This window comes from Rhodobacter capsulatus (genome assembly GCF_005144475.1).
Classification (GTDB): domain Bacteria; phylum Pseudomonadota; class Alphaproteobacteria; order Rhodobacterales; family Rhodobacteraceae; genus Rhodobacter; species Rhodobacter capsulatus_C.
Genome location: NZ_SWJZ01000059.1, coordinates 1 through 14984, shown reverse-complemented (window position 1 = coordinate 14984; position 14984 = coordinate 1). Strand labels below are relative to the sequence as shown.

The following is a 14984-nucleotide window of genomic DNA, read 5'->3' as shown; positions in this document are numbered from 1 at the left end:
ACCGCGACCTGGGCAGGATTCGCGACCGCACCTATGGGGATCCTCGCCGTCGTGACAGCGCCGATCGTCGGCAAGCTGATGGCCAAGCTAGACCCTCGCCTTATCGTCACCTACGGCATGGTCGTGCTGGCGATCTCCTTTTTCATGCGCGCCCATCTGAACGCCCAGGCCGACTATATGTCGGTGGCGCTCGCCATGTTCGTGTTGGGCGCTGGCGTCCCTGCCTGCCTTGTCACGCTGACCTCGCTTGCCGTGTCCGATCTGCCTCCGGAAAAGGTCGCCAACGGATCAGGCTTGCAGAATTTCATTCGCGTCATGGCGATGGCGGTCGGCGCGTCTTTGACCTCGACCTATTGGGAGAACGCGACGAAGGAGGCTCGCGCCAACCTTGTTTCGATCATCGACCCGACCATGACGTTGACGCCCCCGAACGGGCTTTCCGCCGAATCCGGCCTGGCCCTGTTCTCCAAGATGGTCGATGCACAGGCCGTCATGCTCGCGACCAACGATTTCTATGCGATGGCGACGATCCTCATTCTTGTATTCGCTGCGGCGGTCTGGCTTGCAAAACGGCCGAAGGGACCCTTGCAACAGGTGAGCCACTAAGCCCGTATTGTCGCGGAAATCCTAAAACCAGCGACAGATCGGCCGCCCCCGGAAAATCAGGGGTTTTCGTGTCGCATGTCTTTGTCGCAAGTGCTACGCCACTTGCGACATGATTTGCGACAGGGGGAGCCGTGAACCGCCAACCAGATTCCGACGCCGGCCGGGTGTTTATCGGCTATGCCCGCGTCTCGACACGCGGGCAGGACTTGGAGCAGCAGCGGGCCGCCCTTGGCGCGGCCGGCTGCGTCCGCATCTTCGAGGAAAAGGCTTCCGGGGCGAAGCGCGACCGGCCCGAGCTGGTGCGGATGCTCGACCACTTGCGCGCCGGCGACGTGGTGACGATCACCCGGCTAGACCGCCTCGCGCGATCGACGGCCGACCTTCTGGCGATCGCGGAGCGGATCAAAGAGGCCGGCGCGGGCCTGCGCTCGCTGGCCGAGCCGTGGGCCGACACCACGACGCCGGCCGGGCGCATGGTGTTGACCGTGTTCGCCGGCATCGCGGATTTCGAGCGCAGCTTGATCGTGGACCGCACGAGCGCCGGCCGGATCGCGGCGAAGGCCCGAGGTGTGCGGTTTGGTCCTTCCCCTGCCCTGTCGGCCGAGCAGATCGCCCACGCCCGCCAGCTCATCCATGAGGACAAGAAGCCGGTGGCGGAAGTCGCCCGGCTTTTGGGGGTGCATCGCGCCACGCTCTACCGGGCTATAGAACGCAATAACGTGAATACGCATTGACGTTACTACGTTTAGCTGGCGACCCTAGAAGTAGTGCCTTTCCCGATTCCTTCCGCAAGGGATTGCAGAATCGGGCGGCTTGCTCTTAGTTGTAAACATGAAGGAACGCGCGGAAGAGATTCGCAGGGGCGTTGCCGCCCACAGGGCGCGGCAGATCGCGGCCGGCCGCGTGGCGTTGAATACCTATGTTCCGGGCGAGCTTGTCGAGGCAATCGACAGGATCAAGGAGCAACGGGGCGCGTCAGCTCGCGCGCCGATCATCGAAGAAGCGTTGAGGTTCTATATCGAAGCGAAGCAAGGGACATAACGGCAAAACGCCCGACCGCGCCAACGGTCGAGCGTTTTTGTAGGCCGTCAGACACACCGTAGAGCCGGGGCCGATAAGTCTCCCCCTATCTACGCTAGAGCACTCCAATTCGCAAGATTGATTCTTGCGGAAACGGGAGCGCCGTGCCTGCCGTCCGCGCCGTCATGTCCTTCAAATGGAAGGACGAGGGCATATGTTGAGGACGCACTACGCGGCCGCGATCGGCTGCGCGCGCGGGAACGCGCTTGATGAGATCATGCGGGAGGTTTGGAGCCGATACGGCGCGGGCCAGCTCACCGACGACGAGGCCGGCGAGCTTACGACGCTCGCCCATGAGCGCCGGGCCGCCCTGCGGGGATCGGGACAGACCGCGCTAGGGCTGGTCTTTCCGCCCCCTGCCCCGCGCTGCCCGACGCCAGTTCGCCGGCATAGTCATATCCGGGGGCGATCGGAGGGTCGTATATGGCGGCCGACGACACGCAAGGACGTGCAGGCGATCTTGAAGGCGGCCGAAATATACAACGAGGCCGGATTGCACGAGAAGGGCGAGCGCAGCGGGCCGCTAGGATCGGTGGCGCTGGACGTGCTGCGGCTGTTCGTCAATCTCATCGACTTCCGCACCGGCCGGCTAGAGCCATCAATCACCACGATCATGGACCGTTTGGGCCGGTCGCGGGATACGATCGTGCGGGCGCTGAAGAACCTGCGGACGCATGGCTTCATCGACTGGCTGCGGCGCTACGAGCCGACCGGGAACGAGGGGCGCGGCCCACAGGTCCAGCAGGCGAGCAACGCCTATCGCCTGTCCCTGCCGGAAAAGGCCCGTCAGTTTCTCGGCCGGTTCGGCAAGGCCCCGCCCCCGCCTGCCGATCATGGACAGGATCAGCGGGCTTGGAGCGAGGCAATTAGCGCCTACAAGACCACCCTGCCCCTCGAAGAGCGAACGCAGCTCGACGCCGGCGATGGCCCGCTCGGAAAGGCCCTCGTGATGCTGGCAAAGAGTGTGATGAAACGTGAGTCCGATAACCAGACTGAATCCCCATCTAATCTTTATCTAAGAGGGCAAACATAAGCGGACGCCGCTGTTCGGGACGCTCACGCGGCCCTGCGGCGGTTCCGGCCCGCGTATAGGCGGGCCGGGAAACGGCACCCTCACCGCCTAATCCGCACCGTTCGCGCCTGCGGCCAGCGTCCTATGGGCTTTCGAGAGGGAGTGAAGGGCAAGGGCGGCGCTTAATTATTTACGTTAATACGTATTGACGTGTAAACGTATTACCTTGATAGAAGGCGATAGCGGCGGCCGGGAAACCGTGCTAGAATGTACACAATTCAACACACGGAGGCGATTCCATGACCGCCAGCACCACCATGACGATTCGGGTTAGGCCCGATGTGAAAGAAAAGCTCGACCGGATCGCGAACGACACGCAGCGAAGCAAATCCTTCCTCGCCGGCGAGGCCGTCGCCGCCTATGTCGATCGCGAGCTTGAAATCATCGACGGTATCAAGCGCGGCATGGCCGATGCGGCGGCCGGCCGAGTGATCCCTCATGCGCAGGCCGTCGCGGAAATGCGTGAGGTTATCGAGGAAGCGAAGCGCCGGAAAGCCGCGCGCGGATGAGGCCGGTTGTCTGGTCGATTGAGGCGCAGCGGGATAACCTCGAAATCCTGCGCTATATCGCAGAGGACAACCCATTCGCCGCCGAACGGGTCGTGGACGCGATCGAGGACGCCGGGAACAAGCTCGGCGAATTTGCGACCGGCCGGCCGGGGCGGGTGAGCGGGACCTATGAAAAGTCCCTCGCCCGTCATCCCTACATTATCGCCTATGAGCTGCGGGACGTAGCGGGCTGGGAAAGCGTCGTGATCGTGCGCGTCATCCACACGTCGCGGGACTGGCCGGCCGAGGAATGGCCGCACTAGCTTAAAGACGTAGTAACGTTCTTAGCTATATGCTTTAATACGTATTCACGCAAAGAAGGATTGACGCATGAACGTCATTGCGTTTTTGAGCCAGAAGGGCGGGAGCGGAAAAACCACGCTTTCGGTTCATACCGCCGTGGCGGCCGAGGCGACCGGAGAACGGGTTTGCGTCATCGACGCGGACCCACAGGAAAGCGCGACCGCATGGGCGAGCGCGCGGGAAGCCGGAACGCCGATCGTCGCCACGGCGCAGGCCGGGGAGCTGGACGCCGCGCTTAGGGCGGCCGAGGGCGAGGGTATGACCTTGGCAGTAGTGGACGCCCCGCCCCATGCCGCCCCGGCGGCCGGCCAGATAGCCCGAAGGTCGGAGCTGGTCTTGATTCCGGTCCGACCTTCCGCGTTTGACCTCGCTGCGGTCCCGGCCGCCGTCGAGATCGTGACGGCCGCGAAGGTGCGCGGTGCGTTCGTCCTGTCCGCCTGCCCGTTCCGCGCGCCCGAGATCGGGGAGACGCGCGCGGCGCTGGAAGCCTACGGCCTGCCGATCGTCCCCGGCGAGATTACCGACCGGCGCGCGTTCGCCCGCGCCGTCACGACCGGCAGCGCCGTGACGGAGTTCGAGGCCGAGGGCAGGGCAGCCGAGGAAATCCGGGCTTTGTGGGCGTGGATCAAGGACACCTTAGAACGTAAATAGCTAAATACGTAAAGAGCGTATTGAAGGAGCGAAACCTATGGCAAAGAAAGCAACCGGCCTCGCGGCCTTCACCCGCCCGAGGGCCGGCGCGGAAGCCACCAGCCTTGCAGCGATCGAGGACGACCGCCCGGTCGTGGAAATCCCGACGCCGAGGCGAAAGAGGGGAGGGGGCGAGACTGTCGCGCTTACGGTCAAGGTCCGGCGATCGGACTGGCAGCGCCTTCGCCAGCTCGCAGATGCAGAGGGCACGACAATTCAGGCGATGGCCGAGGCCGGGCTTTCGGCCGTTCTGGCACAGCACGGATTGCCGCCGATCGAGCCTTATGCACGTTGATACGTAAATAGCTAAATACGCTAATGCTTGCGCGTGTGGCCCACCCCCCGACCGTCCCTACGGCCCTAGATGATGAGAGCGGGCCGGCCGGGGGGCTATCGTCGCGGCCGTGGTTTTCCCTGAGCTTGCACCAGGTCGGCGGGTGGATCGCGGCGCAAGCCGCGCCGGCTCGGAGGCGAACGCGCTCCCCAATAGCGCCGTAGAGAGCCGGAGGGCCGTTCGTAACAAAGTCCCGGCGCAAAGCGCCGGGTCCGCTTCTTGTTACGTCAGGGAGCGTCATACAGCCCCCGGAACTCGGAATCGGCATAATAGGCGAGCTTGCCGGCGACGATCGGCCGTTGCCCGGCGAGGAACAGCAATTCGACATTCTGCGGCAGGTTGCGGACCTCATCCGGGGTCAGCAGCGGCCGGGCGGTGTGTTGCTCGCCGTAGGTGATGCCGGTCTTTTCGGCATCGAGGGCGCGGCTCATGGTCTGGAACACGACCGTCTCTTGCCCGAGCAGATCGGAGACGAGGCGGGCGCTGTCGTGATCGTTGACGCCGAAAACCTGTAGGACGCCGGCGTTCGACAGGAATGTGCCGGCGCGCTGGCCGTAGGTGGCGCGGAGCTGGTGAACGTCTTGCAGGATCGGCCAGAGCTGGACGCCGTAGCCGGCCATGAGGCCCATGGCGCGCTCGACGGGGGCCAGGTGGCCGAGGGCGGCGAACTCATCGAGCAGGTAGAGGACCGGCACGGCGGGCTTGGCCGGATCGCGCGCCATGTCGGTGAGGCTTTGGGCGACGAGCAGGCGCAGCCAGCGCGAATAGGTCGATAGCCGATCGGGCGGCAGGACGAGGAAGACCGAGACGTTGCGGCGCTTGAGATCGGCAAAGCGGAAATCGGAGCGGCCGAGGACGGCGACCATGCGCGGGCTGTCGAGGAAATGGGTATGGCGCTGCGCGGCCGACAGCACGCCGGCCGCCTCACGATCGGATTTGCCGAGGTGACGGTTTGCGGCGCGGGCGACCAGGCCGGCCGCTTCAGGGGACGCCTGCATGTCCTTCAGGAGCGTGGAGAAGGCTTCCGGGGCGAGTGTGAGATAGTCGCGCAGGGTGGCGAGGTTTCGGCGCTCACGCGGCTCCTGGGCGGCTATATGGAGGATGAGGCCAGCAATCAGCGCCTTGGCTTCCTCGTTCCAATGGGCTTCGCCGGCCATGCCCGGTTCATCGAACACGAGGGCGTCGGCCAGGGTGCTTGCGTCTTCGGCCACATCGAGGCCGGCCAGGTCGAGTTGGTCGAGCGGATTGAAGGCGGCCGAGGGCAGGCCGGTAACGCCGAAAGGATCGAGGACATGGACCGGCCCGAACTTTTCACGGGCGCGGCCTGCGATTTTCGCATTCTCGCCCTTGGGGTCGATGCAGATCACGGAGCGGTCGGCGGTGAGCAGATTGGGGATGATGGTTCCGACGCCCTTGCCGGTGCGCGTCGGTGCCATGGTCAGAAGATGGGCCGGGCCGTCATAGCGCAGCGGCTTTTTCGTTTTGGCGTCCCGGCCGATCAGCAGGCCGGTATCGGCGCGGGTGAAGGGAGCCACTTCCTTGTTGGTGGCGAAGCGGGCCGAGCCGTGGGTTTCGCCTTCCATGTCCCCGAAATGCTCAATCATGGGATTGGTGAGGACGCGGAAGACGAGGATGAGAAAGACGGCAATGACGAACAGGCCGGCAATCGTTCTGGCGATCCACCATTCTTGCGGGATGCCGTTGGCGATGGCGGCGAGAACGAGCGTAATGAACAGAATGAAAGCGCCGACTTGCAGCAGATAGCGCCCGCCCCGGAGCGGCGAGAGAATGACGCTAATCAACGCCCATACCGGATCGCGGGCGGCAGCGCGCAGCATGTTTTTGAACGCGGCCCATGCAAGTGTCGCCTGATTCATGAGCCGGCCTCCCCGGCGCTCCCTGTCGTTTGCGTGTCGGCCGCCTTGCCGAGTAGATCGGCAAAGAGTTCCTTATCGCCGTCGCGTGTCAGGAATCCGGGCAGTTCTCGACGGAGCCAGTCACCGAGCCGCTTGGTGAAATCGGGATCGTTGGAGTTTTCGAGGCGATGCAGGACGAGCGCGCCGAGCAGCACCTTACGGCGTGTATCGTTAGCGCGTTCCTGTTTGGTCAGGCGAGCTTTGAGTGTGGCGCGCTGTGCATCCAGTTCGGCCAGACGTTGTTCGATCGTTTTGCGCGCCATGTCTCAATCTCCTTTTCCGTTCGCTTGCCAAGTCTATCATTCCCGGTCGTGATTTCCAGTTGTTTGGCTGTTTTGCTTGAAAATTCGCCGGTCTTGCAGCACAATCGGAGCATCAGTTCATTGCATCGACGTTGCCGCAAGTGCCACACCGAGCGACGAAAGAGCGAAGCGATTGAGTTGAGAAGGGCGCACTTACGAGTTGCTTCGCAACTCAAGCGCGCTGATCGCAGATCGGGAAAGGCAGGACGGCGTTTGGCGATCTATCATGCCAGCATGAAGACCGTTTCGCGGGCGAAGGGCCGTAGCGCCGTCGCCTCTGCCGCCTATCGTGCCGGCGAGCGCCTGACAAATGAGCGCGACGGCATCACGCATGACTTTTCCCGCAAGCAGGGCGTCGAACACGCGGAAATCGTCTTGCCCGAAGGCGTCAACGCCGATTGGGCGCGCGATCGGTCGGACCTGTGGAACGCTGCCGAGGCGGCCGAGAGTCGAAAAGACGCGCGTGTCGCCCGCGAGTTTGAAATCGCGCTTCCGCATGAGCTGACGGCCGAGCAGCGGCTAGAGCTGACGCGGGAGTTCGCCCAGGACTTGGCGAACCGCTACGGCGGGGCGGTCGATTTCGCCATTCATCAGCCGCATGAGGCGAGCGACGTTCGGAACCATCACGCGCACCTGTTGATGACGACGCGGCAGGTCGGAGAGGAAGGGCTTGGCGACAAGACCTATATCGAGCGTGAGAATAAGTGGTTGCTATCCAACGACTTGCCGACCACGCAAATGCAGCTCCGCGACATTCGCCAATCGTGGGAGAGCCATGCGAACGAGCATTTGGCGATGGCCGGCCTGGATATTCGGATTGACCATCGCTCGCATCAGGAGCGTGGCCTAGAGCTAGAGCCGACCGAGCATATGGGTGTCCATGCCACGCAGATGCAGCGCAAGGGTATGGACGTTGACCGGGCGCGGCTCAGCGAGGAAGCGGCGCAGCGCAACGCGGACCTCATCAGGGAGAAGCCGGAGCAGGTTCTTTCGATCGTCACGAACGAAAAGAGTGTGTTCGATCGGCACGACATTGCACGCACGCTGCATCGCTACATCAATGACGATCCGCAGGCGTTCCAGAATGCCTTTGCGACGGTCATGGCCTCGCCCTCCCTGGTCGAGTTACAGCGCGAGCGGACGAACCCCGAAACAGGCGAGATCGAGCTTGCCCGGTATTCGACCCGCGAAATGGTCGAGATCGAATCCGGCATGGCGAAATCGGCCGAGCGGATGCACGAGGCGGAAACCTACGGTGTCGATCGGCGGCATGTGGGCCGTGCGATCGAGCGCCAGGACGCGGCGATTCAGCGGAGCGCCGGCGATGCTTCCGCCCGGCTTTCGGACGAGCAGCGCCAGGCGATCGAGCATATCACCGGGCCGGAGCAGATCGCGGCAGTTGTCGGCTATGCCGGCGCGGGCAAGAGCACGATGCTGGCGGCCGCACGCGAGGCATGGGAGGCCCAGGGCTACACGGTGCACGGCGCGGCCTTGTCGGGGAAGGCGGCCGAGGGCTTAGAGGAATCTTCGGGCATCCAAAGCCGCACGCTCGCGTCATATGAATATCGCTGGCAGAACGACCGCGGCACACTCGGCCGCGGCGACGTGTTCGTGATCGACGAGGCGGGCATGGTCGGGAGCCGTCAGCTCTCCCGCTTCATCAACGAGGCCGAGGTGCGCGGGGCGAAGATCGTCCTAGTCGGCGATCATGAGCAGCTACAGGCGATCGGGGCCGGCGCACCCTTCCGCGCCATTGCCGAGCAGATCGGCCATGCGGAGCTGTCCGAGATTCGCCGGCAGCGCGTGGACTGGCAGCGGGGCGCATCCGTTGACTTCGCCACGCACCGGACGGCCGAGGGATTGGCCGCCTATCGCGAGCATGGCGACATTCGGCTCAGCGAGACGAAGGACGAGGCACGCGGCGAGATCGTGCGCGATTACCTTGCCGATCGCGGTGAGCGGCCGGAGGGCACGCGCGTTGCGATGGCGCATCGCCGGGCCGATGTGCGGGCCATCAATGATGAGATCAGATCGGCCCTGCAGGAGCGCGGCGAGCTGGCGAAAGGGGAGGACGCCGGCGAGCTGACATTCCCGACCAATGACGGAAAACGATCGTTCGCGCCGGGCGACCGCATCGTGTTTTTGGAGAACGACCGCGACCTTGGCGTCAAGAACGGGATGCTTGGCACGGTCGAAAGTGTCGAGGCCGGCCGGATCGTCGCGCAGCTCGACGGTAAGGGCGGCGACAGCATCAGCGTGCCGATGGGCGACTATCGCGCCGTCGACCATGGCTATGCGACGACGATTCACAAGAACCAGGGCGCGACGGTCGACCGCGCCTATGTGATGGCGTCGGGCACGATGGATCGGCATCTAACCTATGTCGCCATGACCCGGCATCGCGACGGCGCGCAGCTCTATGCCGGCATGGACGAGTTTGCCGACCGGAACGCCGGCCGCCTGGTCGAGCATGGGACCGCGCCCTATCAGAACGACCCGAAGAACCGCGACAGCTATTTCGTGACGCTGGAAAACGATCGCGGCCAGAAACACACGATTTGGGGCGTGGACCTTGAGCGCGCCATGAAAGAGGCCGCGCCGGAGATCGGGGATAAAATCGGCCTTGAGCATCGCGGATCGGAGACGGTCCGCCTTCCGGACGGCAGCACGGCCGAGCGCAATTCGTGGAAGGTGCATGAGGGCGGGGAGCTGGCCTATCGGCAGCTTGAAAACCGGCTCAGCCGGTCGGGCGTGAAGGAAACCACGCTCGATTACACGCGCGACTTTGCCGAGCGGCGCGGGATCGCGGAGCAAATGGGCGTCCGGAGCGAGATCGAGCTACGTCCGGACAGGGAGTCGACGCAGGAGCAAACCCGGGCCGAGCGTCATTCGCAGGATCGGGCGCAGCGGCCAACCGTGGAGGCCGAAAAAATGGGCGAGGATCTCGCGCGGGTTTCCCGCGCCGAGGATCTCGCCCAGGATCAGCAGCGCCAGCGCCGCAATCCGTTCGAGGGCCTGAAACTCGGGCGCGGAGCAGCGGCCGAACGGCCGCAGCAGGACCGCGCCGAGGCGGCCCAGGAGCGGCCAGATAGGGCCGAGAAGCCCCGACGCGGCATGTTCGACGGCTTGAGGCTCAATGCGGCTCCTGTGGTCTCCCAGGAGCGCGGAGAGGCATCGCGGATGCAGCGTCAGCCGGAAAGGGAAGGGAGCTTGCGGCAGGCGCCGGCGCAGGACCGGCAGGCAGACCGCTTGCGGCGGCCGAGCGACATGGAGCGAGCCGTTGACCGCTATGCGCGGGCCTTCGATGCCGCCGACAGGAATGTCCGCGAGGGCTTGCCCGTACTCGAAGCGCAAAAGCAGGAGATGCGCCTTGCGGGGCAGCAGCTCGACCAGGCGCGGCCGGGAACATCGGCGCTCATGGTGTCGGCCTTGCAGCATGACCCTGAGACCCGGCAGGCGATGACCGAGCTTTCCGGCCGCGAGCGCGCCGGCCAGCTCATCGCCGGCATGGATCGGGAGCGCGCCGCACTGGCGGACCCGAACGTCAGGGCCGAGCGGTTCGTCAACCGCTGGCAGGAGCTACAGGGGCAGCGCCAAGAGCTTCGCGGCTGGCAGCACGACGAGGCGCGCGGCAAGGTCGAGGGACAAATGCGCGGCATGGCTCAGAGCCTTGAGCGCGATCCGCAGGTTGAATCGATCCTGCGCAATCGCAAGCAGGACCTTGGAATCCATCAGGGACGGCAGAGCGAAAGCCTCGCCCGCGACATGGAGCAGAGCCTTACACGCAGCCGGAGCCAGAGCCTCGGGATGGAACGATAGGAGACGCCATGACAGACGACAGCGAGGGATTCGAACCAGACGAACAGGTTGACGCTGGCGATCCGGCCCAGGCTTTTGATGCGTTGCGGCTATCGGTGGAGAAGCTGGCCCGCGACGTTGGCGGCGAAATGACCGTCATCCGCAAAGGGGTGGAAGCGGCGTTCGATCAGTTCGAGAAATTCCAGCAGCCGCCCGATTATGGTCCGGAGCTTGGCCGCATCGTCAAACAGGTTGCCGTTGTCGGCCAGGCCCTTGAATCCTTGCAGAAGTTGCCGGCGCTCAGGAATGGACCCGATCACTACGCCCGCGCGCTCGAGAACGCCGGCGATCGAATTTCGGAGAATGCCGGCCGCACGATCGAGGCTCGAGGACAAGTCCTCGAGCGCGTGGCCGGCGATCTTCGCGCGTGCGTCAGGACCGCGCGTGCGCGTCGTCAGCAGGATTGGTGGCTTTGCGGCGCAGGAGCGGCCGGCCTAGTCTTCGGCGTGCTGTTGACGCTGTTCGCGCCGCGCGTGCTGTATGGGTCGCTCGACATGGCCGTTGCCTCGACCGTCCTGAACGCCGATCGCTGGAACGCCGGAATCGCGCTCATGAAGTCGGGAAGCCCCGGAGGCTGGCAAAGCATTCTCGATGCAGACAGCCTTGTCCGCGCCAATCGGGAGGCGCTTACCGCGTGCGCCGAGACGGCCGCAAAGTCGAAGAAAGATCAGCGTTGCACCATCACCGTTGCAGCGCCGGCGCAGCCGTAGAGCCGATTTGTCTTTGTCAGGGGGGCAGCTCAGATATGATGTTGAGGCACCGTTATCGTGCGGGGTCCGCTGGATTTCACGCTGCGAAGGAAGGCATCGACCGCAATTCGCACGATGTTGTCAATTTCGGCGGGCGGCGGCGCTGGTCGTAGACCAAGCATGACCTCAAGCTGAAGATTGCCGCGAACCATGCCGATGAACTGGACGGAGGCAACTTCGCAATCCTCCACATCAATCTCGCCCCTTGCGGCCGCCTCACCAAGAATCTCCGCGAGACCGGCTACAACGCTTCTAGGGCCGCTTTCGTAAAATTGTCTGGCGAAGCCCGGTGAAGCGGCAGGATCGCTTGCGGCCCGGTATATCGAAACAACCAGTGGAGATGTGATCGCCCTGAGAAGGCGGCTCCCGAGATCGACAAGAACAGCGCGAACCTCGCCATTATCATCGTCGCTCCACCAGTCCTCAAATGTGCGGGCCACATCCAGCGGCGGCGTCTCCACCCCGAAGGTCTTTCGATGAGGGATGGTCATTCCATGTCTCCTCTCGGCTATTGTGGGCGGCCTGCCCCGTAGATTCCATGCAAGAAGATGCCTATCGCAGAAACCACGGCGGCCTCGGCCTCCGTAGGCGACGGCGGTGAGCGCAGGCCAAGAACGACCTTCAGGTGAAGGTTGTCACGGAACATGCCGACGAAGTGGTCGGCCGCCGCGTGGCAGTCGCCAATGTGAATTTCGCCGCGAGCCTTGGCGTCCTCCAACACCTCAGCGAGCCGGTCCGAGGCACGCCCTGGCCCCTTGTCGTAAAAATCCTTCGCCAATTCGGGGAAGCGCAGGGCTTCGGGCATGATCGAGCGATAGACGCCGATCAGCGCCGGCGACATGTAGATTTCCATTAATCGCCGGCCGAATTCGAGCAGGATTCCGGCAAGGTCGCGGCCTTTGAATTTTTCGACCGAGAGCGCCGCCAGGGCTGTATCCGCGCTTTCGGACACCAGGGCGGTGAACAGGCCCTCCTTGTTTCCGAACTCGTTGTAGATGTTGCGCTTCGAGCCGCCGATGCGCTCGATAATCGCGTCAATGCTCGTTGCAGCATAGCCCTGCTCGAAGAAAACTTCGGCGGCGGCGTCGAGAATGGCAGCGCGGCGGTCATCCTGGGACGATCGCCTTGCGCGTGCAGTTGGAGCCATTTCCTGGGTTCCTGTTCAGATTTCGCTTGACTGGTAAGGTACGTTACCTTACCTAATAAGTCAAATGGTACTAATCATTACCAATCGTGCGAACGGAAATCATGGAACTCGTGAAGCAAGCACCCTCAGCAGACGATGGCCGGGATCAGATGGACGAGGGCCACCCGGAACACGCCGGCCCCGCTCCCAAGGCCGAAACCACAAGCAGGGATGATTCTGCATCGGACGCGCCTGCTTCCGGGCAAGACACGACCGATCGACCCGCGCCGAAGAAGGGGCAGCGCAAGCGGCTGTTTCTCATCTTCGGCGGCCTGCTGGCGCTGGCCGGGGCGTCATGGTGGGGATGGGCGACGTTCATCGCGGCCGACGCCGTATCGACGGAGAACGCCTATACGAATGTCGAAGTCGCCCAGGTGACGCCGCTTGTCAGCGCCCCCGTCAAGCGCGTTCTGGTCGTCAACAGCCAGCATGTCGAGGCCGGCGACGTTCTGGTCGAGTTGGACGACACGGATTTGCGACTGGCTGTCGAGCAGGCCGAGGCGGCGCTCGGGCAGGCCCGCCGCAAGGTTCGTCAGATCATGGCGAACGACGACAATCTTGCGAGCCAGGAGGAAGCGCGTAAGGCGGACGTGGCGACGGCGCGCGCCGATCTGGTCCGCGCGCAAGCTGATCTCGACAAGGCGCTTCTTGATCAGGGGCGAGCCCAACAACTCATTGTGAATCACGTCATCTCCACTCAGAAGCTCGATGACGTTAATACGATCGTGCAGCAGGCGCGGGCGGCGGTTTCGCAAGCCGAGGCCCGGATTACTTCCGCACAAGCGAGCAGCGATGCCGCTGCCGGCGCGCGCCATGCCAATCAAGTGCTGTTCGATGACACCACGGTCGATACGAATCCCGAGGTTGTGGCCGCGCAGGTAAAGTTGAATCAGGCCAAGGTAGACCTTGCCCGAGCCGTCATCCGGGCACCAGTCGCCGGCATTGTCGATCAGCGCCGCGTGGCCGTTGGTCAGCGCGTCCAGGCCGGCACGGCGATCATGGTCGTCGTGCCGCTGCAAAAGATGTACGTCGATGCCAATTTCAAGGAAGTGCAGCTTGCCCGCGTCAAGCCCGGCCAGCCTGTCGAGCTGACTTCCGACCTCTATGGCTCCGATGTCGTCTATCACGGCCGCGTCGCGGGGTTCTCCGGGGGTACAGGCTCCGCCTTCGCGGCGATCCCCGCTCAGAACGCGACCGGCAACTGGATCAAAGTCGTCCAGCGCCTTCCCGTTCGCATCACGCTCGATCCGAAGGAGATCGCACAGCACCCCTTGCGCGTCGGGCTTTCCATGCACACGACGATCGACCTTTCGGGAGCCGACTGAAAATGTCCGGTGATCCGAAGCATGGAGCTGGTGGCTATCCGCCGCTGACGGGTGGCACCCTGGCGCTGGCGGCGGCGGCCCTGTCGTTCGGCAATTTCATGGTCGTGCTTGACACCACGATCGCCAATGTCGCCATGCCGACAATATCGGGCGATCTCGGTGTTTCCACCACGGAAGGCACATGGATCATCACCGCCTATGCCGTCGCCGAGGCGATCACCGTGCCGCTGACCGGCTGGCTTGCGCGGCGGTTCGGGGAAGTCCGCCTATTCACGGCCTGCGTTATCGCCTTCGTGATTTGCTCGATCCTTTGCGGCCTGTCCGGCAGTCTCGGGCTGCTCGTGCTGTTCCGGATCATGCAGGGCTTCGCGGGCGGGCCGCTCATTCCGCTTTCGTCCACCTTGCTCATGTCGATCTTCCCGAAGGAAAAGGCCAATATCGGCCTGGCGATTTGGGGAATGACGACTGTGGTTGCCCCGATCTTCGGGCCGATCCTGGGCGGCTATATCTCCGATAACTACCATTGGGGCTGGATTTTCTACATCAACATTCTGTTCGGCGCACTGGTGGGCGGCATCGTGTGGCTGATCATGCGCAATCGCGAAACGCCGATCGAGCATCAGCGCATCGATGTGGTCGGGCTGCTTCTGCTTGTCGTCTTCGTCAGCGCCTTCCAGACGATGATTGACAAGGGCCGCGAACTCGACTGGTTTTCCTCATCCTTCATCGTCGCCATGGCGATCATCGCGTTTATCGCCCTGGTCTCTCTGGTCATATGGGAACTGACGGACGAAGAACCCGTCCTTGACCTCTCAGTGTTCCGCTCCCGCAATTGGGTGGTGTCAACCGTCTCGCTCGGCCTGATGTTCGGGCTTTTCTTCGGCAACATCATGCTGACGCCGCTCTGGCTTCAGCAGATGATGGGCTACACCGCGACCTGGGCAGGATTCGCGACCGCACCTATGGGGATCCTCGCCGTCGTGACAGCGCCGATCGTCGGCAAGCTGATGGCCAA

General features: G+C 63.7%; 16 protein-coding genes. 12 read left to right on the top strand and 4 right to left on the bottom strand.

The genetic code is table 11. From position 1 onward, the window contains the following. The 8 genes from FBT96_RS13760 to FBT96_RS13725 form a co-directional block, all read left to right on the top strand. A partial coding sequence (locus tag FBT96_RS13760; protein ID WP_136907597.1) for an MFS transporter occupies positions 1-606 on the top strand: 606 nt, incomplete at its 5' end. 131 nt (positions 607-737) lie between these two features. Further along, positions 738-1340, top strand: coding sequence for a recombinase family protein (locus tag FBT96_RS13755; RefSeq protein WP_276320790.1), 603 nt, complete (start codon positions 738-740; stop codon positions 1338-1340). A 97-nt stretch (positions 1341-1437) separates the two neighbouring features. After that, entirely contained in the window at positions 1438-1647 is a 210-nt protein-coding gene (locus tag FBT96_RS13750) for a ribbon-helix-helix protein, CopG family (RefSeq protein WP_017502925.1), read from the top strand. Between the two features lie 196 nt (positions 1648-1843). Next, positions 1844-2719 (top strand): helix-turn-helix domain-containing protein, encoded by an 876-nt coding sequence (locus tag FBT96_RS13745; protein ID WP_455769544.1) that lies wholly within the window; start codon positions 1844-1846, stop codon positions 2717-2719. 278 nt (positions 2720-2997) lie between these two features. Then, a complete protein-coding gene (locus tag FBT96_RS13740) occupies positions 2998-3267 on the top strand; it encodes a CopG family ribbon-helix-helix protein (protein WP_006473479.1) in 270 nt (89 codons plus the stop codon). Then, a complete protein-coding gene (locus FBT96_RS13735) occupies positions 3264-3569 on the top strand; it encodes a type II toxin-antitoxin system RelE/ParE family toxin (protein ID WP_136907593.1) in 306 nt (101 codons plus the stop codon). The genes FBT96_RS13740 and FBT96_RS13735 overlap by 4 nt, the downstream gene beginning before the upstream one ends. Positions 3570-3636: 67 nt before the next feature. Beyond that, the gene (gene parA, locus FBT96_RS13730) at positions 3637-4260 is read left to right on the top strand and encodes a ParA family partition ATPase (RefSeq protein ID WP_032492504.1); all 624 of its coding nucleotides are present in this window, start codon (positions 3637-3639) and stop codon (positions 4258-4260) included. A gap of 37 nt (positions 4261-4297) precedes the next feature. After that, positions 4298-4594, top strand: a complete 297-nt coding sequence (locus tag FBT96_RS13725; RefSeq protein WP_136907591.1) for a hypothetical protein — start codon at positions 4298-4300, stop codon at positions 4592-4594. Positions 4595-4860: 266 nt separating this feature from the next. On the opposite strand, the gene FBT96_RS13720 is transcribed toward FBT96_RS13725, so the two are convergent. Together FBT96_RS13720 and FBT96_RS13715 are read right to left on the bottom strand one after the other, a co-directional pair. Next, positions 4861-6510 carry a type IV secretory system conjugative DNA transfer family protein gene (locus tag FBT96_RS13720; RefSeq protein ID WP_136907589.1) on the bottom strand — a complete coding sequence of 550 codons (1650 nt, stop codon included), beginning with the start codon at positions 6508-6510 and terminating at the stop codon, positions 4861-4863. Continuing rightward, a complete protein-coding gene (locus tag FBT96_RS13715; protein WP_136907587.1) occupies positions 6507-6812 on the bottom strand; it encodes a mobilization protein in 306 nt (101 codons plus the stop codon). The genes FBT96_RS13720 and FBT96_RS13715 overlap by 4 nt, the downstream gene beginning before the upstream one ends. Positions 6813-7064: 252 nt before the next feature. On the opposite strand from FBT96_RS13715, the gene traA reads away from it, so the two are divergent. Both traA and FBT96_RS13705 read left to right on the top strand, forming a co-directional pair. Then, positions 7065-10670: a Ti-type conjugative transfer relaxase TraA gene (gene traA / locus FBT96_RS13710; RefSeq protein ID WP_136907585.1), complete on the top strand. Its 3606-nt coding sequence runs from the start codon at positions 7065-7067 to the stop codon at positions 10668-10670. Positions 10671-10678: 8 nt separating this feature from the next. Next, positions 10679-11419, top strand: coding sequence for a DUF6118 family protein (locus tag FBT96_RS13705; RefSeq protein ID WP_136907583.1), 741 nt, complete (start codon positions 10679-10681; stop codon positions 11417-11419). Between the two features lie 29 nt (positions 11420-11448). On the opposite strand, the gene FBT96_RS13700 is transcribed toward FBT96_RS13705, so the two are convergent. Together FBT96_RS13700 and FBT96_RS13695 are read right to left on the bottom strand one after the other, a co-directional pair. Continuing rightward, positions 11449-11949, bottom strand: coding sequence for a TetR/AcrR family transcriptional regulator C-terminal domain-containing protein (locus tag FBT96_RS13700; protein WP_136907581.1), 501 nt, complete (start codon positions 11947-11949; stop codon positions 11449-11451). Positions 11950-11966: 17 nt separating this feature from the next. Then, positions 11967-12605: a TetR/AcrR family transcriptional regulator gene (locus tag FBT96_RS13695; protein WP_136907579.1), complete on the bottom strand. Its 639-nt coding sequence runs from the start codon at positions 12603-12605 to the stop codon at positions 11967-11969. 101 nt (positions 12606-12706) lie between these two features. On the opposite strand from FBT96_RS13695, the gene FBT96_RS13690 reads away from it, so the two are divergent. Beyond that, positions 12707-13969, top strand: coding sequence for an HlyD family secretion protein (locus tag FBT96_RS13690; RefSeq protein WP_212635393.1), 1263 nt, complete (start codon positions 12707-12709; stop codon positions 13967-13969). A 2-nt stretch (positions 13970-13971) separates the two neighbouring features. After that, the coding region (locus FBT96_RS13685) for a DHA2 family efflux MFS transporter permease subunit (protein WP_136907577.1) at positions 13972-14984 on the top strand (1013 nt) is incomplete at its 3' end.

Bases quoted from the DNA above. Each gene is read 5' to 3' on its own strand.
- FBT96_RS13740 (WP_006473479.1), top strand. From the start codon at position 2,998: ATGACCGCCAGCACCACCATGACGATTCGGGTTAGGCCCGATGTGAAA.
- FBT96_RS13720 (WP_136907589.1), bottom strand. From the start codon at position 6,510: ATGAATCAGGCGACACTTGCATGGGCCGCGTTCAAAAACATGCTGCGC.
- FBT96_RS13715 (WP_136907587.1), bottom strand. From the start codon at position 6,812: ATGGCGCGCAAAACGATCGAACAACGTCTGGCCGAACTGGATGCACAG.
- FBT96_RS13750 (WP_017502925.1), top strand. From the start codon at position 1,438: ATGAAGGAACGCGCGGAAGAGATTCGCAGGGGCGTTGCCGCCCACAGG.
- parA (WP_032492504.1), top strand. From the start codon at position 3,637: ATGAACGTCATTGCGTTTTTGAGCCAGAAGGGCGGGAGCGGAAAAACC.
- FBT96_RS13690 (WP_212635393.1), top strand. From the start codon at position 12,707: ATGGAACTCGTGAAGCAAGCACCCTCAGCAGACGATGGCCGGGATCAG.
- FBT96_RS13705 (WP_136907583.1), top strand. From the start codon at position 10,679: ATGACAGACGACAGCGAGGGATTCGAACCAGACGAACAGGTTGACGCT.
- FBT96_RS13700 (WP_136907581.1), bottom strand. From the start codon at position 11,949: ATGACCATCCCTCATCGAAAGACCTTCGGGGTGGAGACGCCGCCGCTG.
- FBT96_RS13725 (WP_136907591.1), top strand. From the start codon at position 4,298: ATGGCAAAGAAAGCAACCGGCCTCGCGGCCTTCACCCGCCCGAGGGCC.
- FBT96_RS13695 (WP_136907579.1), bottom strand. From the start codon at position 12,605: ATGGCTCCAACTGCACGCGCAAGGCGATCGTCCCAGGATGACCGCCGC.
- FBT96_RS13735 (WP_136907593.1), top strand. From the start codon at position 3,264: ATGAGGCCGGTTGTCTGGTCGATTGAGGCGCAGCGGGATAACCTCGAA.